This window comes from Nostoc favosum CHAB5714 (genome assembly GCF_020829495.1).
GTDB lineage: Bacteria > Cyanobacteriota > Cyanobacteriia > Cyanobacteriales > Nostocaceae > Nostoc > Nostoc favosum.
Genome location: NZ_JAIVFQ010000019.1, coordinates 16,793 through 40,719, shown reverse-complemented (window position 1 = coordinate 40,719; position 23,927 = coordinate 16,793). Strand labels below are relative to the sequence as shown.

The following is a 23,927-nucleotide window of genomic DNA, read 5'->3' as shown; positions in this document are numbered from 1 at the left end:
ACTTCGATTCTGCAATGACATAGTTATAAGTTTTCTCGCCTACCTACTTATTTTATTTAAAGATGTTATGCTGCTTCTATCGTGTCGGTGTCTTTAAGGACATAATCAATTACTTTAAATACTGCCTGAACTTTACGGGTGCGCCATTCATCAACTAATTTTTGCACTTGCCTCGCAGGCATTCGCCGCATCATTGCTTCATAAAGGTAGGCAGCATGACCTGTTTCATCTTTAGCTATGCTTAACATCCCCAACTTTAAGTTATGAGTGGCACGCTCATCATCAGGCAATACATTCGCCATTCGCATATAGTCTTTACCAGCATCCAACTCCATAATATAAGTACTCGCCATAAAGATATCCCAGTCAATCACGGCAGGGCTAAGTTGTTCTTTGCTATAACCTTCATAGTAGGCGGCAAAGAGAGGACTACGCCCCTGTTTTGATTGACCTTTAGGTGCAATTTTCGGCTCTGAATCTATGAAATTTTTATCTATTTGCTTTAACGCATGAGCAAAAATTTGGCTATGCTTAGTTTCATCCAATGCGTGTTTTTTTAATTTTTCTGCTAGCCATGTATCGCCTTCATTAGCTGCACGCTCACTAAGTGCAGACAGAAATCCAACGGAACCAGCCTCTGATAAATGTAAACCCTTAAGTACAATAGGGCGAGTTTTAGAGTCGCGGATCTGGGAAGCGGTATAGTAAGCAACAGCTCCTGAGCTTGCTAGATGCATGAGATAAGTCAAAAAATTCATCAGGTATTTCTGCTAAGTTTTGTAAGCTACATTTCTTATGGTAGTACTCTAATATTTTTTGGCCCCTAATAGTACAATGTGCTTATCTAGAATTACTGAAGTTTTATCGCAAATATAACAAAGAGATTGATTTATTAAGAAATTAAACAATTATGTAGTTGCAAGTCCGGTTTAGTGTGTAAAGTAATACTCAAATATTATTCTTCATCTTCATCTTCATCATCCTCATAATCGAAATCATCATCACCATGTTCTTCATACCACTTTTTCTCTTCAGCTAAGGCCATTTCTCTTTCGATCCTGAATCTCTCTAGGGCTTCCCTTTCAAGCTTTTCTATTTCTTGCTTTTTCCTTTCCAGTACTTCTCTTTCTATTCTTTCTCTCTCTGTGGCTTCTCTTTCAACCCGTTCTCTCTCAAGCTGAATTAATCGCCGCTCCACTCGCCCACAGTAGAAATCCAAAGCAATGCCAGTGGCTGCTCCGGTAATCGCACCACCAGCTAAAAAAATGAGGACAGTTTTCCAGCCGCCAAAGGGATTACCGCTCCACTCCAGAGTACCTTCATTGACCCACACCAGTAAGAAGTAGACAAGAGTTCCAATAACTGTATTGATTAGTGCAAAGACTCTTGGTGTCATCTCGGTTTGGCGAAGTATCAGCCACTGCGCCAGACTGAGAATCACACCAAAGATTACCGCAGCGATAGCACAAAGAATAACATTACCTGGGAAAGTGAAAGGATCTACTCCAAATTTAATGATTAGTGCGATCGTAATCGGGGCAGAGAGCAAAAAGCTTAGGAGTAAGCTAGCACTAATTGCAAGAAACCAGTAGCGACCGAGATAACCCAGGCGAAATTCTAACAACGACTCTTGTACTCCAAACAAAGTCATCCAAAATGCAATACCCGCCGTCAAATAATCAAGCATTAGCCGTTGTTTTAGCTGTGTGTTATCAAGTATCCGCATTATCAGTCAGAAACCGTGATAACTGTTTACTGTTAACTGTTCACTGATTTAAAGAGAGTAATTTCTAGAATACGCCGAAATTCAATCAGGAGTCAGATATCTTGGGAACCAATGGTTCCTAAAATCTAGCTAACTCTTAGTTGATAGGAAAATAAAGTTTAAAATTATACCGCAAGAGTTCTACTAACAGCGGCTTTCATTTAATTTAGAAAAGTAACCCTTATCTTTTATCCGATATTAAATACGATTAATACCATTCCCCCCCCCCCAGACACAACACTTTCACCAACATGCGTAAGCGGGTGTGCATGTTGGCAACGGAATAGAAACTATTGCGCTGCCGATAAATTTTGCTTGTCTTTGGTATCGCCTTTGATGCGTAATCCAGCGATACACACTTACAAGGTGCTAACTTCACGTTAATAGTTAGCCGTAACTTATTATAAGCACGATTCAACTATAGCTTTGACTTAGTGAAAAGATAGTTTACAAAAGTTGCTCAGGCGGTTGCCATAATATTGGTTTAACGAAGATACAGAGGTATTGCTGCACAAGAATGCATTCAGGAAAACTTTTTTCCCTTGCTTCGTGCCTGTTCCTCAATCTCTGACATTTGGATCGTGGATAGCTGCAACCGCCTTGATGCTGAACCGTCTGGGAATACAAATTGTCTACTTTAATTACAAAAATCATCCACCCGAATATCCCGCCAGACATCAGAAACCTGCCAGCCAGAGTTGCCCACAGATTGTACTGGAGGATTGTCAAGGAATGGAATATAGTCAGAAACTCTAGGCTCTGTAGTGATTACTGGTTTTTCCTCAATCACAGGGGCTGTATATTTGACACTATCAGTTTGAAGAAGTTGGTCTTCTGCTTCTTCGATCAACTTCATCTGTTTCAGAGTAAGCTTGTCGGATTTTTTGATGATTTTTTTTGTATGTATCTCATTAGAAGTATTCATTAGCTGTTCCCTCAAAGGCATTGGCTTAAAATTTGGATGAGCAAAGTCGGGGAAGGTAGGTATAAATAATTTGCACGGAATAAACACTCTACTGTAAATCTATGGGAAATACCAGTCCTTTGCTGAAGAATTTATTAATATCTGGCGTAAAAGCAGCACGAAAAATGCTTTAAGTAAATCAATAGAACGGTTGAGCTAAGTTTCGTCAGTTTGATGGATGTCCTAGAGTGCTTAAATCAAGTGAAATTGTTCAGAAAGGTTTAATCCAAAACTCGTAAAACATTTATGACACAAATCCCCATCGTTCGCCAGATTCTATCAGATCCGGATACCGGATTGTTATCATATCTTAGTCAACAACTTCAAACACCGAGCTTTTCACATTTTAAAAGCCAATTTGGTTTTTATGTAGATGAGTCTTGTACACAAGTTACCTCGGTAGACGATTCTTTAGAAATACAAACGATACTTTTGCTGACTCTGAAGTTATCGATAATTGCAGATAGCCAAACTCTCTTGGATGAGGCGACAGTAAACGCTGTTGAGTTTCAAGAATTGCTAGATGCACAAATTATTAGATGGAGTCATTTCCAATTCGCAATTCGCAGTTCGCAATTCGCAATTGCGGACGTAATTGATAATTGATTCACCTTGGAGTCAAAGCCCCTAATTTCAATTATGAAAAGAAACAAAACACGTAGTATCAATATTCAGAGCAAGCGATTCATGCGTGGGGTATTATTAATTGCGAATTGCGAATTGCGAATTGCGAATTGTTCGGTCAAATATCCCGTTCCACGGTGGCTATCTTCCAGGTTTTGAAATTAAAAGCCAGTTTACTCTAATTTACAGTCCTATTACTGCACAGTTAAGCCAGTCAGAGGAGCCTGAATATTCTTGGCATTGTGGGGTAAAGGTAAAGGGATGAAATTTCCCCTTTCCCTTTAACATGCACCCCAACATCTTGGCATTTGTTACTTTTGCAAGATGTCTAAAGTTGATACGGTACTCTGGTCAGCATTAGTAGCAAGAGACAATCGCTTTTGGTGAAGGTGAATTGCTTGAAATTGTACAGCGATTTTTTATTTGTCGCTCCACTAACTATGTGGAGGCGAATTAATGGAAAAGAAAAGTTGGCGATCGCTCCAATCAATATTTCCAGTACTTATACAGAGGCATGAATACTTCCTATTGTACAAAATAAATTTTAGTGAAAGGTAATAAATGTAAATTTATATACTCTGTTGAGATGAATAACTCAGTAGAGTATTTTCTTGAGAGTCACCGCCCTTGAGAAATCATCTTGTCTTGTTGCAACCCAACAAAACCCCGTTCTAACAACCATAAATTGAAAACTGCGGCTGCCCTATCAAGAAACGTAATCGCACTTCTTGAAACATCTATAAGTTGTACTTCTCTCAATTGCGGTCATTGCCATTAGGAGCAGACAGTTGAATCATCTCAGTAAAACGTGAATACTTAACTGCATCGGTAGGGGGATAATCTGCCGACACTGCAATTAACCCAATTTTTATATCCTCGAAATAAATCACACCCCCAATACGCCCTTCAAGAAAGAAATACCAGTTTTTGCAAGTGATAAGGAAGTTGCCCTGCATGGGCAAGAGATTCGATAAAAATCACAGGAGTCTGTTGGTGTTGTTGTTGGCAACTCTCTAGCGCTGACTGGCCAGCCCAAAGTTGATCTCCGAGAACCCAAACACCAATAGTCATGCCCTTGCTCCCTCTTATACCGTGCGTTGGCAATGTGATGACAAAATGCTACTCAATCAAGTGTAACGTTATTGTTACAAAAACTTTCTCAATGAAAAAGCAGATGAAAGCCCAAAAGCGCTAGTGCTAATGTACTATTGTCGTGAGGAATTTCTCAAATATCCAGATTGAATCACAAATTTACCAGAGAATAGTCGTTCCCGCCGCTTGGTAGAAATGGTAATACTTCAACAACAATGCAGACGAGGAAGATAGTTCACGTAGATATGGATGCTTTTTACGCATCGGTAGAACAGAGGGACAACGCTAGCTACCGAGGAAAACCGTTAGTCGTCGGTGGCAGCCCGAATCAGCGAGGCGTAGTTGCAGCCGCCAGTTATGAAGCTCGTAAGTTTGGGATTCACTCCGCGATGCCGTCAGTAACTGCGTTCACTAAATGCCCCGGACTTATATTTGTCAGACCGAGATTCGACGTTTACCGAGAGATTTCTACTGCAATCCACGCTATCTTTAAGCATTACACTGATTTAGTGGAAGGAGTTGCACTAGATGAAGCATATCTAGATGTTACTGAGAATAAGCAAAGTATCCCCTATGCTTCTACGATCGCAAGACATATCAAAACTGCGATTTTCCAGGAAACCCAGTTAACGGCAACCGCAGGCGTGTCGATTAACAAGTTTCTTGCAAAAATGGCATCAGGGCAGAACAAGCCGAATGGACTAACGGTGATTTTGCCAGAGGAAGCGATGTCTACGACAAGCCGCGAGCGTCTACGCCTTTGTAGAGCAACTGCCAATTGAAAAGTTTCACGGGATTGGAGAAGTTACGGCGGCTAAGATGCACTCACTCGGCATTCACACTGGTGTAGATTTGAAGGAGCGATCGCTGACTGAGTTAACACACCACTTTGGTAAAGCAGGACAATACTACTATAAGATTGCCAGAGCAGAAGATGACCGTCCAGTTGAGGCGAATCGGGTTCGTAAGTCCATCGGTGCAGAAACCTCGTTTGCACAAGACTTAAGCGATGTCGGTCAGATGTTGCAAGAACTCGAACAGATTGCCCAAATCGTCGAGCAACGCTTAGAGCAGCACGAAACGCGCGGTCGCACATTAACTCTGAAAGTCAAGTTTTCTGATTATCAGCGTTTAACCCGCAGTAAAACAATGCTTGCTCCCCTCAGTGAACTCTCTACGATTTTTGAGATAGCCAAAGCGCTGTTTGAGTCGATTGATCTGGAAAACCGCAGTATTAGGTTGCTGGGCATTTCGTTGTCTAACCTTGATAACGCCAAACAAACCCAAGTAATTCAACTGCCATTATTTCAGAATGGGAACATCATATTTTAGCGTAGGTGTAGTCTGTTCAGACGCTGACAGCTCGGTTATGGAGAGAGAGCGAATCAACTCCCGAATCACATCAGTTGCAGGTCTACCTGTCATTGCACAATATCGTTCAAGTTTTTCGCTTTCAACTGATGCGAGATTTATTGTGATTCGTTTGATAGCCCATTTTTTGTTCATGACTTGCCCTAATAATTAAATTTAATGAATTATCTAGACTTTAAATGCCAAGTGCAATACTTAACAAATATATAGATGTTAACCACAGCATACTTGCCGTAAAACTATTTTTAGCACATCCCTTTCCAGAGTATTTACTTGTAGCCCAAAACTTCACTGATAAATCATTTATATGAACTTTAGAACATTTGAAATGAACTTGTATTTTTTGTAAATATTGTTAAGCAAAGCGCAATCGAAGTGAGCCTTGCAAGAGGCGTATAATCAGCAAGTATTGCCAATTGAATTTAGTAAACCTTATCTTCATACAATTGCATCTAAAATTCATTTGCTCTTTACCCAAAGGTAAAATTGACTAACTACTCTGGATGTAGACTTTCATTCAAGCACTATATTTAACTCTATAATTTAACGAAACCTTAAGCAAGCTAGAAAATTTTCTAGCTTGCTTAAGGTTTAATAATTTTGGTTCTTCAGTATCTGTTATGCCAAATTATTAGTTAGATATCAAAACTAGGCTCGAAAATTAAGCTCAAAAGCCCGAATCAGTGCTAAACCCATAAATAACTAGTAAATAATGTTGATTTTTCTTGCCTAGTAAGGGTTTCATAGCTTTTTTGAAGGTAATTTAGCATGATATATTAATTTTTATTCAGTCAGAGCTTAATTTACTCACAGAAATCATCAACCCTCAACTCTCGCCACACATCAGACGGTTGCCACCCTGAGTTGCCAATAGAGCGTAGGGGGCGATAGTGTTCTGAAATGTATTCGGATTCGGATTCGGAAACGTAGTCTTCAATGTACACAGGTGGATTTGGTTCAATCACTCGTTCAGGAATATTTTGACTTTCAGGCATCTCAATGGATTCAGTCGATGATGGGGTTACTTCTATTTTCTTGCGAACTGGGTTAGAGGTTTTTTTGATGAGTCGTTGCATATCTATAGGAATCATTTGGCTTTCCACAAAGAACGATATCCCAGAATACAGTAAGTTATCAGGCAATCCGAAACATTTTGCCGAAAGTTAGGCAAGATTTACAGTACTTATACAGAGATATAAATATTTGCTAAAGTATAAACTAAATGCTGGTAAAAGATGATTGTAGTAAATTCATATACTCTATTGATGTGAATAACTCGGTAGAGTATTTTTGTAAGAATCACTGCCCTTCGTAAAGGGGTTTTCTACAGCCTGCAATTGTTGCAAGAGGTATCGTGGACTGTGGAAGAATAATCGCAACAGTAAGATGAAGCGTCAAGTGTATATCACGATATCTAAAATTCTTAATTTTGGTTTCTAGCTTTCCCCTTCCCCTTTTCCCCCGTTGCTTGATTCTGAGATATGTCAACGTGTTTGCGTCGTTTCCGTCAACTGACGCTGAATAAATCTTCTTAACCCGAACTGACATTAAACAGGTTGTCTTCTGAAAACAGGGATTACTTACCCACTATGTGTTGTCAGATATATCAAATCAGCGATTGCCTGATTCATTAGCGTAAAATCCTTTCTTGTTGCTGTATCCTGATATTCAGTAATCTATACTTTTAATAAAAGCAATTATGCTACGCTCATATAGTTCGTGGCTTCTAGGATTCCTTACCTTAGTTGGTTTATCTTCGAGTGTAGAAAGTGCAAGGGCGCAAACTACCTACAAGTTTGATGCCACCTATGACGCATCATCTGCGCTTTTTTATCCCATTACTGAAAATATAACAGCAAGAACTATTTCAGGTTCAAGTAATAACGCACCTTTTGGTTTAACCAAAGCTAGTGGTTTACTCTATGTCCAAACTGATTTAAGCAGTGCTTCATACCGCTTTAGTAGCAATCCAGAAACATTTGGTTTACTTTCTTTACCACTTGGTGGAGTGACGTTATTTGGAGAAGGTAACAATAAATTATTTTACGAAGTTGAAAATGGTACAGGTGTTGTTGATTTAACAAACTTGACTACTACTGGCACTAATATTAACAACATCACTGGTGGTCAAGGTTTATTTCAAGGTGCAACTGGTACGCTTAATGGTTTTGAAATTTATCAAGTAGGCAATCTTTTAGTAGATACAACTAGCCCAAGCAGAGGTTCTGTGAGAATAAGTGGCGCTATCTCTGTGTTGACAACCCAAAAAGTTCCAGAACCAAACACTACTGCCGCACTAACTGGAATAGGTATAATTGTGGCTACTTTTTTGTTGTGGCGAAAACACTATATTAATGCCTCTAATTAACCTAATAAATACTGTGCGCTTAACTTTCACGTATTTCCACGCTTGAGGCTCTCTCTAAGCACGAGTCAGCAATTCTGACTTATGCCCATTGGGGTCATAAAAATAGAAACCACGCGCCCTTACTCTGGTTTATTTGACCTTTATTTTGATGCATCGGGTCACTGTTATATTCAATACCTTTCTCTTTAACCCGTAAGGATTGATATGCAGCCACTGGTAACAATCGTAATTATACGCGCAGTGCGTTATTGACTTCCTGCAATCGGAATATTGCGCTACAGTCCGTAAAAGTGAATACTCAAGTTGTATAAGGCATAAGCCCTCTCTTTCTGCCAGTCCAGCTATGCCTTAACCCAACTGCTGTCAAAACAAGAATATATTACTTTTTTTATGACTATAGATTTACTAGAGTTTTTCCAGCGAACAGACCCCAGCCGGACTTTGTACGTGAATCAAGGTTCAGATAAAAAGTACTACATTGATTTCTCTTCAGTCAGGGGTGGCGATATTATTGGTAAGCTGAAGCAGAAAATCACATTCTTCAAAGCGAACGAACCGACCTGCACCCTTTTCACTGGTCATATCGGCTGTGGAAAATCGACAGAGCTAGTAAGGCTACAGGTGGAATTAGAAGATTCAGGTTATCACGTAGTATATTTTGAGTCGAGTGAAGACTTGGAAATGACAGACGTGGACATTGCGGATGTGTTGCTAGCGATAGCCGTTCGCGCTAGCGTATCTTTTGGAGAAGGCTTAAGAAGAGCTTATCGCTCACCGTGTGAGCCAAAGTCTGGAGAAAATCATGCTTGATGAACTAGAACAAGAAAAGCAACAAAGAAAACTTGGTGAAGTCAAACTTAATAGTTTTTTGAAACGCGCTCTGTTTGGTTCGGTTGCAGCAGGAGTAGTCTTAGCTGTGCTGGCAGTTACAGCGTTCTTTCAAACACACCAAGCCAAAGGACAAAGAAATCTTGATATTGAGCAAAGAAATCTTGCCACAATTAGCGAAATTAATGCACTGACTAATTCTTCAAAAGCACATCTTGTTTCTGGAGAAAGCAAAGATGCTACAGTAGAAGCATTAAAAGCGAATGAGAAACTTCCGTCTTGGGCATCAAATGATATTCAACTGAAAAGTGTTACAGCTTTACAGCAAGCAGTTTATTTACGACCAACGGAGAACTTAGCAAATAGCGCTATAGAGCTTAATACTTTAGAAGGGCATACTGATTCTGTCTGGGGTGTAGTGTATAGTCCAGATGGCAAAACCCTTGCTACTAGCAGTTTAGACAAGACCATCAAAATATGGGATATAAACATGGGTAAAGCCATCAAAACACTCACTGGGCATACTGATTTTGTCTTTGGTGTAGTGTGTAGTCCAGATGGCAAAACGCTGGCTTCTAGCAGTAGAGACAAGACCATAAAGATATGGAATATAAACACGGGTAAACCCATCAAAACACTCACTGGGCATACTGATTCTGTCTTTGGCATAGTGTATAGTCCAGATGGTAAAATCCTCGCTTCTAGCAGTAGGGACAATACCATCAAAATATGGGATATAAACACGGGTAAAGCCATCAAAACACTCACTGGGCATACTGATTCTGTCTTTGGCGTAGTGTATAGTCCAGATGGTAAAACCCTCGCTTCTAGTAGTTTAGACAGGACTATCAAAATATGGGATATAAACACGGGTAAACCTATCAAAACACTCACTGGGCATACTGGTTATGTCTATGGCGTAGTGTATAGTCCAGATGGTAAAACCCTCGCTTCTAGCAGTAGAGACAAGACCATCAAAATATGGGATATAAACACAGGTAAATCCATCAAAACACTCGCTGGACATACTAATTCTGTCAGGGGCATAGTGTATAGTCCAGATGGTAAAACCCTCACTTCTAGCAGTGCAGACAAGACGATCAAAATATGGAATATAAACACGGGTAAAGCCATCAAAACACTCACTGGGCATACTGATTCTGTCTGGGATGTAGTGTATAGTCCAGATGGTAAAACCCTCGCTTCTAGCAGTTTTGACAAGACTGTAATTTTATGGACTGTAACAGAAATCCCGATCTTCAAGGAAACACAGTAATGTAATATCTGCACAAGAAAAGCTGCTGTCTTTGCACCCAAAGCTCAATCAGCTGCTGCCGTTTCTGAAGAATCTCTCGGAACCTACGTTCGTACTCTTTTTTCAGCTTCAGTATCTTGGGCTGATGACTTCCACCACTTCAATCGAAACTCGACCAACTCACCCAAGCGAAACACAGGTTTTTCTTAGGGCAGCGATCGCAGGCCTTGAGTAATGCCAGGAGCAACGCACGAATATAATCTATCCTGTCAAGGGATATCAGGAGATAGCCGCAGTGATGACAGTAGGTTTTGGAGTGATTGCCCTCATGCAGTGCTTCATGCGATCGCTGTAGGCAAGATTTCTAGTACTTATACAGAGGTATAAATATTTGCAAAATTATAAATTGAATGCTAGCGAGAGATGATTATAGTAAATTTATATACTCTATTGATGTGAATAACTCAGTAGAGTATTTTTGTGAGAATCACTGCCTTTGAGGAATCGGTCCGCCTTTGCCACTGCCCTTGGTAAAAAGGTTTCTACAGCCTGTAATTGTTGCCTGAGTATCGTGGACTGTGGAAGACATAATCGCAACAGTAACATGAAGCGTCAAGTGTGTATTACAATATCTGAAATTCTTAATTTTGGTTTCTAGAGGTAAGCATTTGTTCAGAAATAACCAGAGGCAACCCCTTACCTGGATACAACCACTTGTTTGTTTCTTGCTTACTTTGAAAAATATTTAATTATATTTTAATATTTTTGTTGGCTGATGCTCTCAAACCCTCACAGCGTCTTATCCCTATAGATGTAAATTAACTATGTTTATTTAAGTATCTTTAGGTAGAAGTCATAAATTTATAGAATTTGTAGGATTTGAAACGGAAACTTATTTTTGTTGATGTAGTTTCAAAATAACACTTATATTATCTGTTGAACAATGCCAAGTAGTTATTTTACATCAATAGAAGAAAGAGAAAAAATATTTTGCACAGAACTGGTTAAGTACGGTGTGGAGTATGAAAAAGCGGTTATAGCAGCTAAAATTATAGCTTCTGGGCAAGGGGATGAGCATTTATCGCCCTCAGAGATAGAAATCGTTAAAGATGCTTGCAAAAAGTGGTCAGAACAGAATCAGCGCTTAAAGCGTTTGAAAGCTGTTGTAAATCAAATTTAGTTTAAGTTGACAACAAGTTTCATGCAGTACCCAGGAAGCAATAGGAACAATCAGCCCAATTTCATCAGCATAATAAATAGTTAGACATCGATAACAAGGTGTTCGACTATGAGAGTTCTTGAAACAGAGCGTTTAGTTCTTCGTCGGCTGACAGTTGAAGATAGCGAGTTCATTCTTGAGATATTGAATGACCCTTTGTGGTTGCACTTTATTGGTGATAAAGGTGTGAGAACTCTCGATGATGCTCGTGAATATATTTTGAAGAATCTGGTTGCTATGTATGAGCGTCTCGGCTTCGGATTGTATTTGGTTGAGCTAAAGGGGAAGAGCGCCTCGATTGGAATTTGCGGTTTGATAAAAAGAGATTCCTTGGAGGATGTAGATGTTGGGTTTGCCTTTCTTCCTAAGTTCCGGGGAAAAGGATACGCCTATGAATCTGCTTCTGCTGTTATGATGTATGGAAGAAGAACCTTCGGCTTAACTCGTATTGTCGCTATTACTACACCGGACAATTATGGTTCAGCAAAGTTGCTCAAAAAACTAGGACTAAGCTTTGAACGAATGATTAAACTATCTGATGATAGTAAGAGTGTTAGTTTGTTCATTTGTGATGCCTAACAAATGCGGTGTAGAGGATTGAAGAAAGCCACTCGTGCTGAGTTCGAGTTTTTAGCAACCTCTGATCGTAGCCGTTATGCCGCGAATTTCAGTTACCGTCGTAAGCATTTTACAAGCTCATTAGTGACTGCAATTGTGTGTCTGAATTATCTCCCAATTCTTGTTGCAGTTGGGATAGTTGATTCTCTAACGCTTCAGCAGTCTGAATAAGATTTGATTCTTGGGCTATTTTTAGGACATGATATAGTTCACAATCTGTGACTTAAAGGAAAAGATTGCCGAAAATTAAAGGATAAGCTTGCCGCATCATGTCACTTAAAGGATAATGTGGCCGTTTTTAAAGCATTAAGTGGCCGGAGAACAGAACCTATGGCAGAAGCGTATTTGGCAGAATTGAATGCGATCACCGTAGATTGTGTACAACGGGAAAATAAGCATTCCAGCTTGATTGGCGCGGCCATTTTATCCTTTAATTTCGGTCACTTTATCCTTTAAGTTACACAATTTTGGTCAAGTTATGATTCATTTTTGGTCAATTTATGGGTAAAAGCACACCAAGCACTCCCTTTTTTTTACGTTGGTTGAATTTGGAAATTCTGGATACATTGCTAGCAGAACGAGTTCATCGTACCAACCCCAGAGTTGTCAAAAAACCTGTATCTAAGTTTCGCTCAAAAAGATTAAAACACCGAGGTACTGGCACACGAAATCGTCCCCCTATTTTCGTTATTCTTAGCACTGCATAGCCTTAACTTAACAGTATTGCCTTATACAGAAGTAATCTGTTTAGCCTGTATCATGCCTGGTGTTGGACTTTTAACATCCCAAGCCATACCTGTTACTTCAAGAGACCGGATAACCCAGTAACCTAGATCAAATTGCCACCATTTCAGACCAAACTTTGCCGAGTTTGGGAAAGCATGATGGTTGTTATGCCACCCTTCTCCAAGAGTTACAATGGCAAGCCAAATAATATTTCCGCTTTGATCAGCGTTTTCAAAACGGTAGCGACCAAAGACGTGGGTAATGGAATTGATGCACCAAGTCGTGTGGTGAGATAAGAAGATTCGGACAATTCCTCCCCACATAAACCCTTGGAATGCTCCAATAGTACTTCCTGTAAGAATCCCTTCTATAGCCGTAGGAATAGCAAGACCTAGTATTATCCAAATTAGGTAAAGCTGATTAATTTTGACAATGGTAGGGTTGTGAACCAAGTCTTTGGCAAAAATTAATGGATTCACAATCAAGCTCTCAAACAGCCAGCCAATATGGGCATAGCATAGTCCGCGTAATTGATTATAAATTCCGTTTCCATGAAGACGAGGTGAATGAGGATCGTTGGGCTGATCGCTGTACTGATGATGGCATCTATGAGTAGCTACCCAAAAAATTACAGGTCCTTGAGCAGCCATAGAGCCAAGAATGGCTAGAGTGATCTCTATCACTTTGTTTGACTTGAAAGCTCTGTGTGCAAAGTATCGATGAAAGCCTACAGTAATTCCAAGCCCCGTTAAAATGTACATACTAACCAACAACGATAATTCGATCAAACCAATCCCTAATAGCGGCAATAATCCAATGGCGAGAACTGAGCCAAGAAAAGGGATTAATACAGTAGTCCTAGCTATATACCTTTGTTGATTCTGTAACTCTTTATTCGCCAAGGTTATTCGGCTTCTAGGAGTTAAAGCTGTAGAAAACTCAAGTTCTTTTGTGGTATTTGGTTGCATATGTATCTGGTAAGCTACTTACTTCTAAACAAACGTAGTTGTCATTAATCACAAGGGGATTAGGATCTGGCTTCATTACTCGAGTTAGGGAAGTAGCCTTGAAGTGGACTATGTTGATAAGTATTTCAAGTGAAGGCAGAAAAGAAAAAACCCGAACTACAAGCTAGTGGTCTGTTAATTTTCTATTTGTGGATAAAGATGCTTGAGACGGATAGGGGCATCCGCTGTTGTGAACTGCCAATCTAGGGATTTTTGCGAATGATTACGATGCCCGTATCCGGTTGAATGTACCAAGCTGATTGGTGAAGCGAGGTAACTTTGGCTGTAGTATGACCGCTAACCCCAGTAGATATTTACTTGCTACTTAACTTTTAAGGAATGAACCACAATTTTCCTCAATTACGATTTATACAAATATTTTTCATGTTTATCTTTAAAATAGACGTTTTAAATAGAAAACAAAAGTATCTTACGGATAAGTTTTATTGATAAATTAGAAAATATATATTAACCTTAAGGCATAGAGCAGCATTGTTATAATTTTTAGAGTGAATATGTTGAATTTCATGAATACTTAATAAAGGTTATATTTTATTTGTGGGAATGATATTCAAGTAGAAAATTGATTTTAATTTTAAAGTTACATCTGTAATCTACAGACTGGAGGAAAACTTTCTGTGTCGGAGTCCTATGAGCAAATTGAGTCACTTTGGCAGCAGTTAACACAGAGCTATAAGGCACTAGGAATCGGCGAATATATAATTGAGTAATTATTAATACTTGCTTAGAGCTTGTCAAGGAACGAGTTGTAGATTTGCACTCTCGTTTTGATGCCTACGGCAACCAGGAGCGGTGTACGCCCCACATCTGCGATCGCCAAAAGCTTAAGCTTTGAAACAGCCTCGCCTCGGATGAGAGCCACCATAGGAAGAGGCGTACACCGTCATAACCGCACCCTTTCCAAATCGTAATCACTCACCCGCGTGATGGAATCTTTGGAGGTAAAAACAAAATATGACTGATGTTATCTAGTTAGGCTGCTTAGAACTGGTTCTGACCAGCATTTTAGCATAATTTTCGCTGAATAGGAGTGTATTTGTCCTATTTCAGGCTATATGTATGCTGCTGCCTTAGTTGAACTGACGGGATTCTGGAGTCGGCGATAAGCTCTCGCTTAAGCCTTCTCCAAAGGATACGAAGACAGCTTCAGGCGATCGCTGGATGAATAGCAATCGCAATGAAGGACAATCATATGCGATCATCCCTGTGTGGAGTTATTCGGGGTGATAATGGTATGCCGCTTCAGTGGCGAATGACAACCATTGGTTGTCAAAATCCAACTGGATGGTGTCTACACAGGCCCAAGAGGCTCGGTTGAATTTTTGCAAGGAATTATCAATGTCGATCCCGTTTCAAGTCATAAATTACTTTCTCCAAATACCAGTTTGCAGACTTCCCAGGATTGATCTGTTGTTGGTGCTTGAGCAATCTGATAGCAACAGAACCGTTACCAGAAAGCAAGTTCGCCACTTGGTAAGTAAGCGGGAATGCTAAAAGCGAACAAGTCGGGGAACCGCAAGGGCGCAATGGCTCCCCAACCTACGCAAATTTATTTTTCTGGCTTAACCCAAGCGCATTGAGACTAATTCGTAATTAAGCTTTGGCGAAAAACCTTTTTTTGTATAATCCCAGCAATCCAACTACGCTAAGACCAAGTAATGCTGATGGATCGGGTAAAGAAGTTTTTTGTGCTGTAAAGCCAGTTTCGTAAGAAGTCGTTATACCTCCAGATGATATTGAGTAGCTGGCTTCAATTGCTTGTACTAGCCCTTGTGTACCGATGGGAATAGAAAAAGTGCCATCCGCATTTTTTGCTACTTCTTGCCCAAGGTATTCTACAGTAACTGAATCGCTGACTGGTTTGCCTTGAGCCAGAATTTGAACTAATAAACTGCCTGACAAATCCTCAGCAAAAGGGTTTTGTAAAGGTAAGATTTCCAAGGGTAGATCGAAAGATTGTGCTAAGGCATCTGACCAGTTATACAAAGCTTTAGTGTACTTGAGCAAATGCCTAACATTTTGGTAGTTCCCAACTTCCGAGGCTGTAATATCGTAATAAGCATCATCACCTACTTCTGCAACATAGCCATTATCCAATGATGCTGTGATTGCGGCTACTTCTTTATCAGCAGTTAGATATAACTGGTCTGATGTTTGATTAATGCTAAAAGGAATTGTTTGTTTGTTTATATCGTAAACTTCTGCTCCTGTGAATTTTTTCACATCATAGAATTGTGGGCCTTCTTCGGGATGCCCAAATAACAAATTGTATTGAGCATTTTCTTTCTCAAACCAAATAACGTGAGCGGAAGCCGATTGAATAAAGCATGGTAGAATAGCTGCCGCTATGAGCAGACCTGGAATTTTTTTGAGCAGCATTTAATTCTCCTGAAAGTTGTATTTGGTCTTAATACTTAATTACGTAATCAGAAAACCAGTTTTTTTAAGACTGAACAATCCCCCCGCCAGGGATAAAATTTAAATATTTATATTTTCTTAAGTTTTCCTAAATATTCAGAATAAATTAGAAATTATTTATTTGGAGAATAACTATCTTTAGATAGAGATTAAGGTTAAAATAATAAATATTAAATGTATTTTTTCAACTACAAACTTTAGTAAGTTATCAAAGAATCCGAGACATTTTGCCGAAAGTTTGTCTCTTCTGGGATGATCGCTGTAGGCAATATTTCCAGTACTTATACAGAGGTATAGATAATTGCTAAAGTATAAACTGAATGCTGGTAAAAGATGATTATAGTAAATTTATATACTCTATTGATGTGAATAACTCAGTAGAGTATTTTTGTGAGATAGGTTCAAGTTGTTTGGGTAGATACTGGTCAAAGGGTAGTACTATTCGGGTGATCGCCCAATCATCTGTTGCCCGACGGCAGCAATAGCGAAATTTCAGGTATAACTAATAACTTTAAGAAACCTGATTAAAGAGAGCAACGTCTACAAAGGTAAGCATTCAATTCATTATGAAACCTTTGCTCAAATCAACTTTTAATTTTTTGGGTTCACTACCTGCCAAAACGGGAGCAGGTACTACTGCGATTATAGTGTTATGTGCTTTCATGACTAAACCAGTAGTTGCCCAAGTGCCAAGCTTTACCGATGTTGACGCTGATGTTTATGCCCAAGAGATTCAAGAGGCTGTTCAGAAAGGGCTTATTGCAGGCTTCACTTCTAATAATACCTTTCGTCCCACGTTAGACTTAACGCGTGAACAGATGATATCGATGGTAATAAACGCGCTCAGTAAGCTACCCGTAAGTAGTGCGACTGTGCCACATGACCCACCGCCAGCAGCAGGAAACTTATTGAAAGTCACCAGCAAGCCTTTTCGGGATGTAAACGCAACCCGTTGGAGTGCTGCAATGATTGAGTGGGCAAAATTTAACGGGATTATGCAAGGCTATTCTGATGGTACTTTTCGTCCTAGCCAAACAGTAACCCGTGCTGAGTTGATGGCGGTATTGCGTAAAGCCATCCAATATGCTGATGAGGGTGGAGGAATTTCAGCCCTAATAAACAAGCAGCAAGCAATAGTGTTCAGTGATATATCTAACCATTGGGCGAAAAAACCAATTACAGAGATGTCTGTCTATTGCGGTGTTGCAACTCCCGTCAACGAAACTGGAAATGCCTTTTCTCCCAATCTTGGGACACGGCGTAATTATGCCGCAGCAGCTACATTACGCTTGCTCAACTGTCTTAGGAAGTAAGTTTAACTCTGCGTTGTTTATGTGTCCAAAGCAGGAGTAAGCGATCCCCTTTATGCTTAGGCGAAAGCTTATCGCCCGTCACCAATGGTGATTAACAATCTCCTTCCATAACCGTGCGATCGCTACCTTGGGGTAATGGTGCATTCATGTTTAACCAAGTTTTAATAACCATTGGTTTACAGGCATACAAATGATGGGGTTGTATTGGGCTTGGTTTATTAAGTTATAGCAGTTTGATAGCACCATTCAGTCCGCTAGTTTGGGAGCATTTCACATCTCGAACTTTCTAATTGATTAGATGGGTGGAGAGCCTATGAACGACATTTACCAGCACAGCGTCATGAGATAGTTAAACAGAAGATTCAACGAATTGAACAGAAGCACTTGAGATTAAGAACAAGAATCAAACAGCTAGCTTGGAAGACAATTTGCTTTTCTAAAACAGAGGAGATGTACGGCATAGTTATAGGTTTATTCATCAACCGCTATGAGTTTGGTTTACTAGTTTAAGGACATAGCAACCGATCTAGAACATTGCCAATTTATCTTTATGGGTGCAGACATTAGCAATATTGCCCCTCTACAAAGAACAAATCTCTTTTATCTTACATTTTATTCTAGCCGCCTACTTAGCTGAGAACCACCCAAGCGTAGCTAATGACTCCTAAAATTGCTATACCAACAATTGCTTCTCCTTGCTCATTCAAAAGATGGTAAAAGCTATTCAAAACGTAGTTTAATGCTGCCTGGCGACTTTTACCTAATTCAGTCATCAGCAATTTAACCCTCGCATCTACCTCTTCAATAGAGACTTCACCTTTTTGGTAAGCAACTTCTAACTCATTTAACTTGCACCAGTATTCTTTGGTATCTTCCACAAGGTTAGGAAACATAATTGAAGATATATTTAACAATGTTAACTTTCATTACGATTCTATCTTGCCAGCTAAAGCAGATGGTTCTGTCGATTTGGTGATATTTTTCCGAAGATCAAGGGTTGAGCTATATAAGTTGAGCTATATAAATAGACGCAACAAGCGTAGAGGATATTATTGTTTCCCAAGGTTTCCGTCTGCTGTAGGCTAGGGCATCGTTAGGATTAATCTTGATGGCTTAGTTATAATCGGTGATTGCCCTTTGTTTGTCTCTCAATTCAGAGCGGGCAATACCCCGGTTGTAATAGGTATTGGCAAAGTTAGGATTAATCTTGATGGCTTGGTTGAAATCAACGATCGCCCCTTGCAAGTCTCTCAAGTCAAAGCGGGCATTTCCCCGGTTATTGTAGGCATTGGCAAAGTTAGGATTAATCTTGATGGCTTGGTTGAAATCGGCGATCGCCCCTTGCAAGTCTCCTGATGCAGAGCGGACAACTCCCCGGTTGTAGTAGGCTTGGGCAAAGTTAGGATTAATCTTGATGGCTTGGTTGAAATCGGCGATCGCCCCTTGCAAGTCTCCTTTTTTGTACTTATCCCCAGCCTGAATATAGAAGTCATCAGCTTTCGGTACTGTGGCTGTTGGTATCTTAGGTGTACTAACGCCCACATCTGCCCCAGTTTTAGCTGAGAGTCTCAAAAAGGTATTGACTCGTTTAGTGGCTTCAGTACCAGAACTATCATAATTATCAATTTCTACAGTAATAGCTTTGGCAACTTTAGCAATTTCGGCTGAGGAGAGTGCCAAAGTATTTTGAGGTTGTACGAAAGCAATTGATACACCTATTAATGCTGGAGCTAGAAAATAATAAAATTTCATTTAATTTACAATCAAAGAGTAAATAACAGTAACAGATACAGCAAGAGTTCCTAAAATTCCCAAAAAAGACGATTTCAATAAAATACCGTAATTAATTATAGAAAGTCAGTCAAAATAAATGCAGTCCTTTTATAAGCGTATAAATAATTACTTTTATATAAGTTAAACGCTGGTAAACCAAGCATTGGTTTTTATATACTCTGCCCAAGTGGATAATTCAGTAGAGTATTTTATGAAAGTGCGCCTGTCGTAGGCGTTCGCGTATCCGCCCACCTAACAGAGCGATCGCCAAAAGCTTAAGCTTCTCCTATCGCCGCCCCGGCCTCATCCCTGCCCAAGTAACAACCGCTCCTCCACAGACGATTACCAGCTTGAGTCTATGGCGCAGCGTTGAAGGGGCAAATGGGAACCATTGGTTCCCAAAATATAACTAGAACAATGATTCAGCGATCAAAATCATGACGAAAAATCAAGTTTCGGGCAGGAACCGGGCCAAAATGAGGCTTTGATTTTTTAAGCATTTGTTAGCTTCCAGTAAATCTAACCACTGTTTTCAATTGCTATGCTTGGCAACAGTATTGAGGTAGACAGATTTTATACTTTTGTAAACTGAAGACATCATAATAAGCATCTATTAAGCTGTCGATAAAGGAACACACTAATCTTAGAACAGCTAAAAAGCTTTAGCTGTTCTAATTTTGTGATCCAATTGTGGACATTTGATTAGCTGTTGGAACTTCCTCACCCCATAATTCTGGTAGCCATCGCCTCATGGCCTTCCGCCCGACGATATACCTGTGGCAGAAATCCCTGGTTTTTAAGGGAACACAACAAGGTAATATCTGCGCTGGCCTGCTGCTGTTTCCGTACCCAAAGCTTAATCAGCTGCTGCCGCTCCTGAAGAACCAGCAGAAACCGACGCTCGTACTGCTTTTTTCAGCTTCGGTATTTTGGGTAGAGGCTTTCCACCATTTCAGCAGTTCGGAGGTAGGGGCCAACAGTGGAAGGTGTTTGCCTTTCCAGTTTATGGCGGGGTACAAAGAGATGAAGATGGCCTCGCCTCGGACTTCGCCACGTAGGATGAAGTGTGTACTGTCATACTTGCACTCTCTCTAAATCATAGTCAGTTACTGGTGCGATGGGCGAAGCCCCGCCAAGGGCGATCGCATCTCTAAAAGTAAAAACCTCATCACCGTTTTCAGATATTTCTGGGGACATCCATTCGATGCAGTAGAACCAGGAATCGCAAATCAGTTGAATGCCCTGGACAATCCTTGTTGGTGGCCCGTCGCCATGAAATCGGAACTCAACTAATTCACCCAGTCCAAACACAGGCTTTTCTTTAGTAACTAATTGTAAGTTGCCTGTACCAATGATTTCACGTCCTAAAACAGTTAGATTATCCTTGCCGGAGACAATCTGATAATTCCAGCCTTTAGCTGACCACTCTATACCGCAACAGTAACCGAAAGATTTGGTGGTAGTGACGTAGACTTTCTCCAGCAGGGAAACTTCTAAGGGGGGAATCGCGGATTTCTCACAAAATCTGAAAAAAAGGGATCAAAAACTGCGAAAATGTATATATAGCAAGTATTTCAGCAGTTATAGAGCATGACCCCAGCTTCGACAGATCGTATACCAAAACAGTTCAGATTTGAACAGCCAAAGTTAGTTCCAGTCGTAGTTAATTTCCAGGGTGGACAAGTAACATCTGATGCAGGTTTAAGCTTAATTGCTGAAATAGATAGAAAACTGCAAATCACATCACAGTTTGCACTATGTTTCCAAGATTACCGAAAGCCTTATCGAATTGACCATTCAATAGAAAACTTAATTAAACAACGAATCTACGGGTTGGTCATGGGATACGAAGACTTAAATGACCATGAAGAATTACGTCATGATCCGATGTTTGCTCTATCATTAGGAAAAAGGATTGGAGTACAAGATAAGCCTGCAATATTAGCAGGTAAGAGTACATTAAATAGGCTGGAACATTGCCCTGAAGATGTAGAACAAGGAGCAGATAGTCGTTACCATAAAATTGGAAATTCTTCAGCAGAAATTGAAAGTCTCTTTGTAAATATATTTTTAAAATCCTACTCAAAAGAACCACGAAAAATTATTTTAGACTTAGATGTAACCGATGATTTAGTACACGGCAATCAGGAGCAAGTTTTCTTCAATACTTATTACGGAGGATACTGTTATGCTCCACTTTATATTTTCTGTGGAAAACATTTGTTAGCAGCTAAACTTAGACCTTCAAATGTAGACCCAGCAGCCGGGGCATTATCAGAACTACAAAGAGTGATTAAACAAATACGGGAAAAATGGAAAAATGTTGAGATTTTAGTACGTGGGGATAGTGCCTATTCCAGAGACGATATAATGACATGGTGTGAGTCGCAGACTGGAGTTGACTACGTTTTTGGATTGGCGCGAAACAGCCGTTTAATTCAAATGGCTACGGCGACTCAAAATAGAGCCTCGCTTGAGTTTGAGCAGAAGTTATCAACAGTAACTTCATTCTTAGAAACTCTATTTAAACCGGATGAACAAATTTCCGAACTTGCTTGTGGCCTGATTGATAACTCAATTTGGCACAAGTCGTTAGACTATCAGACTCGTGAATCTTGGAGTCGTAGTCGTCGTGTTGTTTGTAAGGTTGAATATGGAATAAAGGGAAACAATATTCGTTTTGTTGTTACAAGTCTTTCTACCAATAAAGTACCCCCTGGTCAACTATACAGACAAAAATATTGTAAGCGAGGGGAGATGGAAAATCGCTTTAAGGAACAACAACTAGAACTTTTTAGTGATAGAACCAGTACTCATACATTTGCGGGAAATCAACTACGTTTATGGTTCTCTTCTCTTGCTTACGTTTTGATGAATGCATTGCGGTCACAATGTTTAGCCAAAACCGAATTAAAAAATTCTCAAGTTGGGACTATTCGGACAAAATTATTGAAGTTAGGAGCTTTAATTACTATAAGCTCACGGCGAATTTTAATTGCGATTACTAGCTCAAGTCCTGTAAAACATATCTTTGCTGCTGCTTACAGATGCTTAAAAATGCTCTCGAATACCGCTTAATTTCGAGTCAAGCAGCATTTCACCTTCTCTCTAATAATATTTTTGGCTTGGTTTGATTCAAGCCTTATTTTGGATGCTTAATTTTATGAACAGAGTGTTTCAATCTCAGCATAAGTAAAAATCTTAGTAACTGTTTTGGCTTGATAATTGCTATTTTGTACCTACTTTGTTTACCATCATAAATTTCAATTGATGATGTATCAAAAAATGTCTTATATCAAGCGATGTGAATTTATTTTTTATTGTTTGTGAGAAATTTCGGGGAATCTCTTTACCCCAAGATGGTGAAAGATACCAACAAGTTTCTAGATTCTGGACAAGGTTAATCATGGTTATGCCTCCTGACAGGACTTTAGACTCCACAAGTAATCAATTCGTTTCCAGGAAACGGCGGACTGTCGTGGTGAACAACTCAAGCCATAAGCGCGACGGGCATCGTAATTGCCCTTAATTCCCTTGGCTACTCCAACGGGAATCCCAAAAGCCACCTCACGAATGCCGGGTTCAAAGCTTCGGTCTTCATGAGAGAGCCGTACTTGCGTAATCTGATTTCCAATTTGGTCTGTCCAGGGGGTCGGCTGTTGACGCAGGAATAAGCCATTGGGGTAGGCAATGATAAAGACTCTTTCTCTTTCATGTGACAAGCCGAGGCAGCACGCGGGTATAGTTTCCCATTCACATACGTACCGGATTTGGGAAAGGTTTTCGAGGACTGTTGCCATTCCTCTAGTGAGTAGCCCTGTTGGGTTTTCGATGAGAGCGATTGCTGGTCTACACTGGTTGATAATGCGGAACATTTCGCGCCACAGTCTTGATCTGGGGTCGTTGAGTCCTTTTTTATCTCCAGCGTTACTGGTGCCACTACAGGGAAATCCCCCACACAAAATGTCGAATTGTCGTCGGTCGCAGTGGTAGTTGGTAATATCTGGGTGAATGGGGATTCCTGGTTGTTCATGGCGCAATTGTGATTGAGAATAAGGGGAGATTTCGACAAATTGCTGGACTCGGAATTTGTGGGATAGACCTGCGGCTGATATTCCGTGGTGGCAGAGTCCGCCGATGCCGGAGAAAAGTGAGAGGACAGATTTCATGAGGCGATCGCACTCCTTACCAGTTCATCTGGTACTTCAAAAATCCCCAACCGCCCAATGTAAGGAATCGGCGTAATCTCGCGTGGATTCTCCAACTGCCAATGGTATTGCCCAGGCATTCCCCAGCCAGATGCAACTTGTGAAAACTTGCAATCTACTATTGTGACAATGCCAATAGCTTGACCGCGACGGAGAGAGATTAATTCTGGGATTACTACCCCCATGCTTTGACAAAATTCTTTTGCTAGCTGGTACTCTTTTTTAGTACAGGTTTTTGCAGCGTGAATCAGAATGTCGCCGCGATAATGAATAGGCCAGCCACGGTTTTCTATATTTTTGAGAGCATAAATTATTGCCCATGCCCAAGGTTGCCTGACTGAAAGTGCTTTCATGGGT

32 protein-coding genes and 3 pseudogenes are annotated in these 23,927 nt (G+C 40.1%); 17 read left to right on the top strand and 18 right to left on the bottom strand.

Annotation, left to right across the window (positions count from 1 at the left end; genetic code table 11):
* Positions 1–65: 65 nt before the first annotated feature.
* From LC586_RS15305 to LC586_RS15295, 3 genes are all read right to left on the bottom strand, one after another.
* Positions 66–758 carry a ferritin-like domain-containing protein gene (locus LC586_RS15305; RefSeq protein WP_152592808.1) on the bottom strand — a complete coding sequence of 231 codons (693 nt, stop codon included), beginning with the start codon at positions 756–758 and terminating at the stop codon, positions 66–68.
* Positions 759–955: 197 nt separating this feature from the next.
* A complete protein-coding gene (locus LC586_RS15300; protein WP_229485631.1) occupies positions 956–1,726 on the bottom strand; it encodes a hypothetical protein in 771 nt (256 codons plus the stop codon).
* Positions 1,727–2,402: 676 nt separating this feature from the next.
* Positions 2,403–2,690: a hypothetical protein gene (locus LC586_RS15295; RefSeq protein ID WP_229485630.1), complete on the bottom strand. Its 288-nt coding sequence runs from the start codon at positions 2,688–2,690 to the stop codon at positions 2,403–2,405.
* Between the two features lie 285 nt (positions 2,691–2,975).
* On the opposite strand from LC586_RS15295, the gene LC586_RS15290 reads away from it, so the two are divergent.
* Positions 2,976–3,335, top strand: a complete 360-nt coding sequence (locus tag LC586_RS15290; protein WP_229485629.1) for a hypothetical protein — start codon at positions 2,976–2,978, stop codon at positions 3,333–3,335.
* 636 nt (positions 3,336–3,971) lie between these two features.
* On the opposite strand, the gene LC586_RS15285 is transcribed toward LC586_RS15290, so the two are convergent.
* The 3 genes from LC586_RS15285 to LC586_RS15280 are packed head-to-tail and all read right to left on the bottom strand — an operon-like array spanning position 3,972 to position 4,424.
* Positions 3,972–4,112, bottom strand: coding sequence for a hypothetical protein (locus LC586_RS15285; protein WP_229485628.1), 141 nt, complete (start codon positions 4,110–4,112; stop codon positions 3,972–3,974).
* On the bottom strand, positions 4,109–4,243 hold the full coding sequence (locus tag LC586_RS40645; RefSeq protein ID WP_267921679.1) for a hypothetical protein: 135 nt from the start codon (positions 4,241–4,243) through the stop codon (positions 4,109–4,111). Before LC586_RS40645 ends, LC586_RS15285 begins: the two co-directional genes overlap by 4 nt.
* 16 nt (positions 4,244–4,259) lie before the next feature.
* On the bottom strand, positions 4,260–4,424 hold the full coding sequence (locus LC586_RS15280) for a cryptochrome/photolyase family protein (RefSeq protein ID WP_229485627.1): 165 nt from the start codon (positions 4,422–4,424) through the stop codon (positions 4,260–4,262).
* A 236-nt stretch (positions 4,425–4,660) separates the two neighbouring features.
* Between LC586_RS15280 and dinB the strand changes: the two genes are divergently transcribed.
* Together dinB and LC586_RS15270 are read left to right on the top strand one after the other, a co-directional pair.
* Positions 4,661–5,227 (top strand): DNA polymerase IV, encoded by a 567-nt coding sequence (dinB, locus tag LC586_RS15275; RefSeq protein ID WP_229485626.1) that lies wholly within the window; start codon positions 4,661–4,663, stop codon positions 5,225–5,227.
* Positions 5,228–5,264: 37 nt separating this feature from the next.
* The gene (locus LC586_RS15270; protein WP_229485625.1) at positions 5,265–5,777 is read left to right on the top strand and encodes a DinB/UmuC family translesion DNA polymerase; all 513 of its coding nucleotides are present in this window, start codon (positions 5,265–5,267) and stop codon (positions 5,775–5,777) included.
* Here LC586_RS15270 and LC586_RS15265 read toward each other — a convergent pair.
* Together LC586_RS15265 and LC586_RS15260 are read right to left on the bottom strand one after the other, a co-directional pair.
* Complete coding sequence (locus LC586_RS15265) at positions 5,748–5,951, bottom strand: ribbon-helix-helix domain-containing protein (protein ID WP_190733635.1); 204 nt, start codon at positions 5,949–5,951, stop codon at positions 5,748–5,750. The two genes, LC586_RS15270 and LC586_RS15265, sit on opposite strands and share 30 nt — an antisense overlap.
* Positions 5,952–6,619: 668 nt before the next feature.
* Complete coding sequence (locus tag LC586_RS15260) at positions 6,620–6,907, bottom strand: hypothetical protein (RefSeq protein WP_229485624.1); 288 nt, start codon at positions 6,905–6,907, stop codon at positions 6,620–6,622.
* A gap of 608 nt (positions 6,908–7,515) precedes the next feature.
* Here LC586_RS15260 and LC586_RS15255 point away from each other — a divergent pair.
* Positions 7,516–8,184 (top strand): hypothetical protein, encoded by a 669-nt coding sequence (locus LC586_RS15255; protein WP_229485623.1) that lies wholly within the window; start codon positions 7,516–7,518, stop codon positions 8,182–8,184.
* Between the two features lie 54 nt (positions 8,185–8,238).
* Here LC586_RS15255 and LC586_RS15250 read toward each other — a convergent pair.
* A pseudogene (locus tag LC586_RS15250) lies at positions 8,239–8,377 on the bottom strand (VOC family protein); the annotation flags it as partial.
* Between the two features lie 197 nt (positions 8,378–8,574).
* On the opposite strand from LC586_RS15250, the pseudogene LC586_RS15245 reads away from it, so the two are divergent.
* The 7 genes and pseudogenes from LC586_RS15245 to LC586_RS15220 form a co-directional block, all read left to right on the top strand.
* Positions 8,575–8,925 (top strand): annotated as a pseudogene (locus LC586_RS15245) (ATP-binding protein); the annotation flags it as partial.
* Between the two features lie 61 nt (positions 8,926–8,986).
* Positions 8,987–10,288 carry a WD40 repeat domain-containing protein gene (locus LC586_RS15240; protein WP_229485686.1) on the top strand — a complete coding sequence of 434 codons (1,302 nt, stop codon included), beginning with the start codon at positions 8,987–8,989 and terminating at the stop codon, positions 10,286–10,288.
* A 213-nt stretch (positions 10,289–10,501) separates the two neighbouring features.
* Positions 10,502–10,654, top strand: a complete 153-nt coding sequence (locus LC586_RS15235; protein WP_229485622.1) for a hypothetical protein — start codon at positions 10,502–10,504, stop codon at positions 10,652–10,654.
* 556 nt (positions 10,655–11,210) lie between these two features.
* Positions 11,211–11,447, top strand: a complete 237-nt coding sequence (locus LC586_RS15230; protein WP_229485621.1) for a hypothetical protein — start codon at positions 11,211–11,213, stop codon at positions 11,445–11,447.
* Positions 11,448–11,555: 108 nt separating this feature from the next.
* On the top strand, positions 11,556–12,065 hold the full coding sequence (locus LC586_RS15225; protein WP_229485620.1) for a GNAT family N-acetyltransferase: 510 nt from the start codon (positions 11,556–11,558) through the stop codon (positions 12,063–12,065).
* A gap of 369 nt (positions 12,066–12,434) precedes the next feature.
* Complete coding sequence (locus LC586_RS40640; RefSeq protein WP_267921678.1) at positions 12,435–12,560, top strand: hypothetical protein; 126 nt, start codon at positions 12,435–12,437, stop codon at positions 12,558–12,560.
* A 44-nt stretch (positions 12,561–12,604) separates the two neighbouring features.
* On the top strand, positions 12,605–12,811 hold the full coding sequence (locus LC586_RS15220; RefSeq protein WP_229485619.1) for a hypothetical protein: 207 nt from the start codon (positions 12,605–12,607) through the stop codon (positions 12,809–12,811).
* 21 nt (positions 12,812–12,832) lie between these two features.
* Here LC586_RS15220 and LC586_RS15215 read toward each other — a convergent pair whose 3' ends face one another.
* A complete protein-coding gene (locus tag LC586_RS15215) occupies positions 12,833–13,798 on the bottom strand; it encodes an acyl-CoA desaturase (protein ID WP_229485618.1) in 966 nt (321 codons plus the stop codon).
* A 644-nt stretch (positions 13,799–14,442) separates the two neighbouring features.
* Between LC586_RS15215 and LC586_RS42630 the strand changes: the two genes are divergently transcribed.
* Both LC586_RS42630 and LC586_RS15210 read left to right on the top strand, forming a co-directional pair.
* Positions 14,443–14,568, top strand: a complete 126-nt coding sequence (locus LC586_RS42630) for a DUF7219 family protein (protein ID WP_438822904.1) — start codon at positions 14,443–14,445, stop codon at positions 14,566–14,568.
* A gap of 60 nt (positions 14,569–14,628) precedes the next feature.
* Positions 14,629–14,769, top strand: coding sequence for a hypothetical protein (locus LC586_RS15210; protein ID WP_229485617.1), 141 nt, complete (start codon positions 14,629–14,631; stop codon positions 14,767–14,769).
* A 159-nt stretch (positions 14,770–14,928) separates the two neighbouring features.
* Here LC586_RS15210 and LC586_RS40635 read toward each other — a convergent pair whose 3' ends face one another.
* On the bottom strand, positions 14,929–15,060 hold the full coding sequence (locus LC586_RS40635) for a hypothetical protein (RefSeq protein ID WP_267921677.1): 132 nt from the start codon (positions 15,058–15,060) through the stop codon (positions 14,929–14,931).
* A 391-nt stretch (positions 15,061–15,451) separates the two neighbouring features.
* Entirely contained in the window at positions 15,452–16,237 is a 786-nt protein-coding gene (locus tag LC586_RS15205; RefSeq protein WP_229485616.1) for a DUF4198 domain-containing protein, read from the bottom strand.
* Positions 16,238–16,596: 359 nt separating this feature from the next.
* Here LC586_RS15205 and LC586_RS15200 point away from each other — a divergent pair, with 359 nt between their 5' ends.
* From LC586_RS15200 to LC586_RS41895, 3 genes and pseudogenes are all read left to right on the top strand, one after another.
* Entirely contained in the window at positions 16,597–16,761 is a 165-nt protein-coding gene (locus LC586_RS15200) for a hypothetical protein (protein ID WP_229485615.1), read from the top strand.
* 81 nt (positions 16,762–16,842) lie between these two features.
* A complete protein-coding gene (locus LC586_RS15195) occupies positions 16,843–17,589 on the top strand; it encodes an S-layer homology domain-containing protein (RefSeq protein WP_229485614.1) in 747 nt (248 codons plus the stop codon).
* A gap of 309 nt (positions 17,590–17,898) precedes the next feature.
* Positions 17,899–18,099 (top strand): annotated as a pseudogene (locus LC586_RS41895) (IS1 family transposase); the annotation flags it as partial.
* Between the two features lie 119 nt (positions 18,100–18,218).
* On the opposite strand, the gene LC586_RS15190 reads toward LC586_RS41895, so the two are convergent.
* The 3 genes from LC586_RS15190 to LC586_RS15180 all read right to left on the bottom strand — a co-directional run bounded on the left by LC586_RS15190 (position 18,219) and on the right by LC586_RS15180 (position 20,868).
* Positions 18,219–18,482: a hypothetical protein gene (locus LC586_RS15190; protein ID WP_190944757.1), complete on the bottom strand. Its 264-nt coding sequence runs from the start codon at positions 18,480–18,482 to the stop codon at positions 18,219–18,221.
* 220 nt (positions 18,483–18,702) lie between these two features.
* The gene (locus LC586_RS15185) at positions 18,703–19,341 is read right to left on the bottom strand and encodes a tetratricopeptide repeat protein (protein WP_229485613.1); all 639 of its coding nucleotides are present in this window, start codon (positions 19,339–19,341) and stop codon (positions 18,703–18,705) included.
* 1,095 nt (positions 19,342–20,436) lie between these two features.
* Positions 20,437–20,868 carry a DUF1392 family protein gene (locus tag LC586_RS15180; protein WP_309143379.1) on the bottom strand — a complete coding sequence of 144 codons (432 nt, stop codon included), beginning with the start codon at positions 20,866–20,868 and terminating at the stop codon, positions 20,437–20,439.
* 84 nt (positions 20,869–20,952) lie between these two features.
* Between LC586_RS15180 and LC586_RS15175 the strand changes: the two genes are divergently transcribed.
* Positions 20,953–22,440 (top strand): IS1380 family transposase, encoded by a 1,488-nt coding sequence (locus LC586_RS15175; protein ID WP_229485612.1) that lies wholly within the window; start codon positions 20,953–20,955, stop codon positions 22,438–22,440.
* Positions 22,441–22,590: 150 nt separating this feature from the next.
* Here the strand turns inward: LC586_RS15175 and LC586_RS41890 are convergent, their stop codons facing one another.
* The 3 genes from LC586_RS41890 to LC586_RS15165 are packed head-to-tail and all read right to left on the bottom strand — an operon-like array spanning position 22,591 to position 23,923.
* Complete coding sequence (locus LC586_RS41890) at positions 22,591–22,770, bottom strand: DUF1392 family protein (RefSeq protein WP_369010525.1); 180 nt, start codon at positions 22,768–22,770, stop codon at positions 22,591–22,593.
* Between the two features lie 2 nt (positions 22,771–22,772).
* Positions 22,773–23,531: a DNA cytosine methyltransferase gene (locus LC586_RS15170; protein WP_229485611.1), complete on the bottom strand. Its 759-nt coding sequence runs from the start codon at positions 23,529–23,531 to the stop codon at positions 22,773–22,775.
* Positions 23,528–23,923, bottom strand: coding sequence for an ASCH domain-containing protein (locus LC586_RS15165; protein ID WP_229485610.1), 396 nt, complete (start codon positions 23,921–23,923; stop codon positions 23,528–23,530). Before LC586_RS15165 ends, LC586_RS15170 begins: the two co-directional genes overlap by 4 nt.
* Between the last annotated feature and the right edge of the window lie 4 nt (positions 23,924–23,927).

Bases quoted from the DNA above. Each gene is read 5' to 3' on its own strand.
- LC586_RS15295 (WP_229485630.1), bottom strand. From the start codon at position 2,690: ATGAATACTTCTAATGAGATACATACAAAAAAAATCATCAAAAAATCC.
- LC586_RS15200 (WP_229485615.1), top strand. From the start codon at position 16,597: ATGCTGGTAAAAGATGATTATAGTAAATTTATATACTCTATTGATGTG.
- LC586_RS40635 (WP_267921677.1), bottom strand. From the start codon at position 15,060: ATGATCGCATATGATTGTCCTTCATTGCGATTGCTATTCATCCAGCGA.
- LC586_RS15185 (WP_229485613.1), bottom strand. From the start codon at position 19,341: ATGAAATTTTATTATTTTCTAGCTCCAGCATTAATAGGTGTATCAATT.
- LC586_RS15210 (WP_229485617.1), top strand. From the start codon at position 14,629: ATGCCTACGGCAACCAGGAGCGGTGTACGCCCCACATCTGCGATCGCC.
- LC586_RS15220 (WP_229485619.1), top strand. From the start codon at position 12,605: ATGGGTAAAAGCACACCAAGCACTCCCTTTTTTTTACGTTGGTTGAAT.
- LC586_RS15290 (WP_229485629.1), top strand. From the start codon at position 2,976: ATGACACAAATCCCCATCGTTCGCCAGATTCTATCAGATCCGGATACC.
- LC586_RS15300 (WP_229485631.1), bottom strand. From the start codon at position 1,726: ATGCGGATACTTGATAACACACAGCTAAAACAACGGCTAATGCTTGAT.
- LC586_RS15225 (WP_229485620.1), top strand. From the start codon at position 11,556: ATGAGAGTTCTTGAAACAGAGCGTTTAGTTCTTCGTCGGCTGACAGTT.
- LC586_RS40640 (WP_267921678.1), top strand. From the start codon at position 12,435: ATGGCAGAAGCGTATTTGGCAGAATTGAATGCGATCACCGTAGATTGT.
- LC586_RS15205 (WP_229485616.1), bottom strand. From the start codon at position 16,237: ATGCTGCTCAAAAAAATTCCAGGTCTGCTCATAGCGGCAGCTATTCTA.
- LC586_RS15230 (WP_229485621.1), top strand. From the start codon at position 11,211: ATGCCAAGTAGTTATTTTACATCAATAGAAGAAAGAGAAAAAATATTT.
- dinB (WP_229485626.1), top strand. From the start codon at position 4,661: ATGCAGACGAGGAAGATAGTTCACGTAGATATGGATGCTTTTTACGCA.
- LC586_RS15235 (WP_229485622.1), top strand. From the start codon at position 10,502: ATGCCAGGAGCAACGCACGAATATAATCTATCCTGTCAAGGGATATCA.
- LC586_RS41890 (WP_369010525.1), bottom strand. From the start codon at position 22,770: ATGATTAACCTTGTCCAGAATCTAGAAACTTGTTGGTATCTTTCACCA.
- LC586_RS15280 (WP_229485627.1), bottom strand. From the start codon at position 4,424: ATGACTATTGGTGTTTGGGTTCTCGGAGATCAACTTTGGGCTGGCCAG.
- LC586_RS15175 (WP_229485612.1), top strand. From the start codon at position 20,953: ATGACCCCAGCTTCGACAGATCGTATACCAAAACAGTTCAGATTTGAA.
- LC586_RS15240 (WP_229485686.1), top strand. From the start codon at position 8,987: ATGCTTGATGAACTAGAACAAGAAAAGCAACAAAGAAAACTTGGTGAA.
- LC586_RS15265 (WP_190733635.1), bottom strand. From the start codon at position 5,951: ATGAACAAAAAATGGGCTATCAAACGAATCACAATAAATCTCGCATCA.
- LC586_RS15305 (WP_152592808.1), bottom strand. From the start codon at position 758: ATGAATTTTTTGACTTATCTCATGCATCTAGCAAGCTCAGGAGCTGTT.
- LC586_RS15170 (WP_229485611.1), bottom strand. From the start codon at position 23,531: ATGAAATCTGTCCTCTCACTTTTCTCCGGCATCGGCGGACTCTGCCAC.
- LC586_RS15195 (WP_229485614.1), top strand. From the start codon at position 16,843: ATGAAACCTTTGCTCAAATCAACTTTTAATTTTTTGGGTTCACTACCT.
- LC586_RS15190 (WP_190944757.1), bottom strand. From the start codon at position 18,482: ATGTTTCCTAACCTTGTGGAAGATACCAAAGAATACTGGTGCAAGTTA.
- LC586_RS15165 (WP_229485610.1), bottom strand. From the start codon at position 23,923: ATGAAAGCACTTTCAGTCAGGCAACCTTGGGCATGGGCAATAATTTAT.
- LC586_RS15270 (WP_229485625.1), top strand. From the start codon at position 5,265: ATGCACTCACTCGGCATTCACACTGGTGTAGATTTGAAGGAGCGATCG.
- LC586_RS15255 (WP_229485623.1), top strand. From the start codon at position 7,516: ATGCTACGCTCATATAGTTCGTGGCTTCTAGGATTCCTTACCTTAGTT.
- LC586_RS15215 (WP_229485618.1), bottom strand. From the start codon at position 13,798: ATGCAACCAAATACCACAAAAGAACTTGAGTTTTCTACAGCTTTAACT.
- LC586_RS15260 (WP_229485624.1), bottom strand. From the start codon at position 6,907: ATGATTCCTATAGATATGCAACGACTCATCAAAAAAACCTCTAACCCA.